Raw genomic sequence first — 920 nt, 5'->3', positions numbered from 1 at the left:
GGATTGGCCAGGTTCATCGGACAGGGGCCCGTTTGCGGAACCATTTTCTTCGCCTCCTTCACGGCGGTCAGGACCGGAGTGTCGTCTTCCAGATCGAAACGGAACAAGGCCATTTCCGGCGAATGCAGGTGATACAGATTGCGCACCCCGCCTCCGGGTTCGACACCGAAATATTTTTCAAACTCCAGTTGTGCCGCCGGAGTGTCCGGGCCCTGATCGGAAGCCAGCCAGGGTTGCGGAAGAAAGGAAATATAGATGAATGCGTACAATCCCACGACGACGCACGACAACATCCACATTGCTCCCAGGAACAGATTGGAAATCAGCAGGTAGCGTTGAGGAAGCGGAACCGAAGCCGCACTTTTCCGCTTCGCCAGCCAGACACCGAGCCAACCCAGGGGAATCAGGAAGAACAGGATCACCAGTCCCAGGGGGGCGCCGACATCGAACAGCGGGTGATGGTTTTCAAAGCCATGCTCCATGACGGCGAGCAACAGCACGACCACGCCCGACACATTGAGGACTGTGTAAATCCGCAAAACAAATGAGCCTTTTGGAGAAGGGGGTTCGTTTGTCATGCATCTGCCTCCTGACCGCAAGCTGGCCCGCCACGCCTTTTCAAACAAGCCCGTTTTTTTTCATATCCGGGGATGCCCCCTTTGATACACTGGAAATAATAAGAGTTATTCGAACCGGAGGTGGTCATGAAACGAATCCTTGGCATGCTCGCGTTTTCCCTGCTGGTATCGGGGCCGGCGTATGCCGCCGAGTCCGGTACCCAATGCGACCCGCCCTACGACCCGTCCAATATTGTCGAGGTCCTGTTCTTTTACCCGGGTACCATGAAGTATCTGGCGAACGGACCGGACGCCTGCCGCTTCGACTTTGGTGACAAGGTGAAGGCAGTGGTGAAGGACACG

At 56.1% G+C, this 920-nt stretch carries 2 protein-coding genes; one reads left to right on the top strand and one right to left on the bottom strand.

The genetic code is table 11. The features are described from left to right. Nucleotides 1–578 (bottom strand): hypothetical protein (locus tag TX82_RS16110; protein ID WP_042250289.1); only part of this gene is annotated, 578 nt, incomplete at its 3' end. 126 nt (nt 579–704) lie between these two features. Between TX82_RS16110 and TX82_RS16105 the strand changes: the two genes are divergently transcribed. Then, nucleotides 705–920: hypothetical protein (locus tag TX82_RS16105; protein ID WP_042250284.1), on the top strand; the 216-nt coding region annotated here is incomplete at its 3' end.

This window comes from Nitrospina gracilis 3/211 (assembly GCF_000341545.2).
Lineage (GTDB): Bacteria > Nitrospinota > Nitrospinia > Nitrospinales > Nitrospinaceae > Nitrospina > Nitrospina gracilis.
The sequence above is the reverse complement of the archived record's forward strand: the minus strand, read 5'-3'. Positions and strand labels throughout refer to the sequence as shown.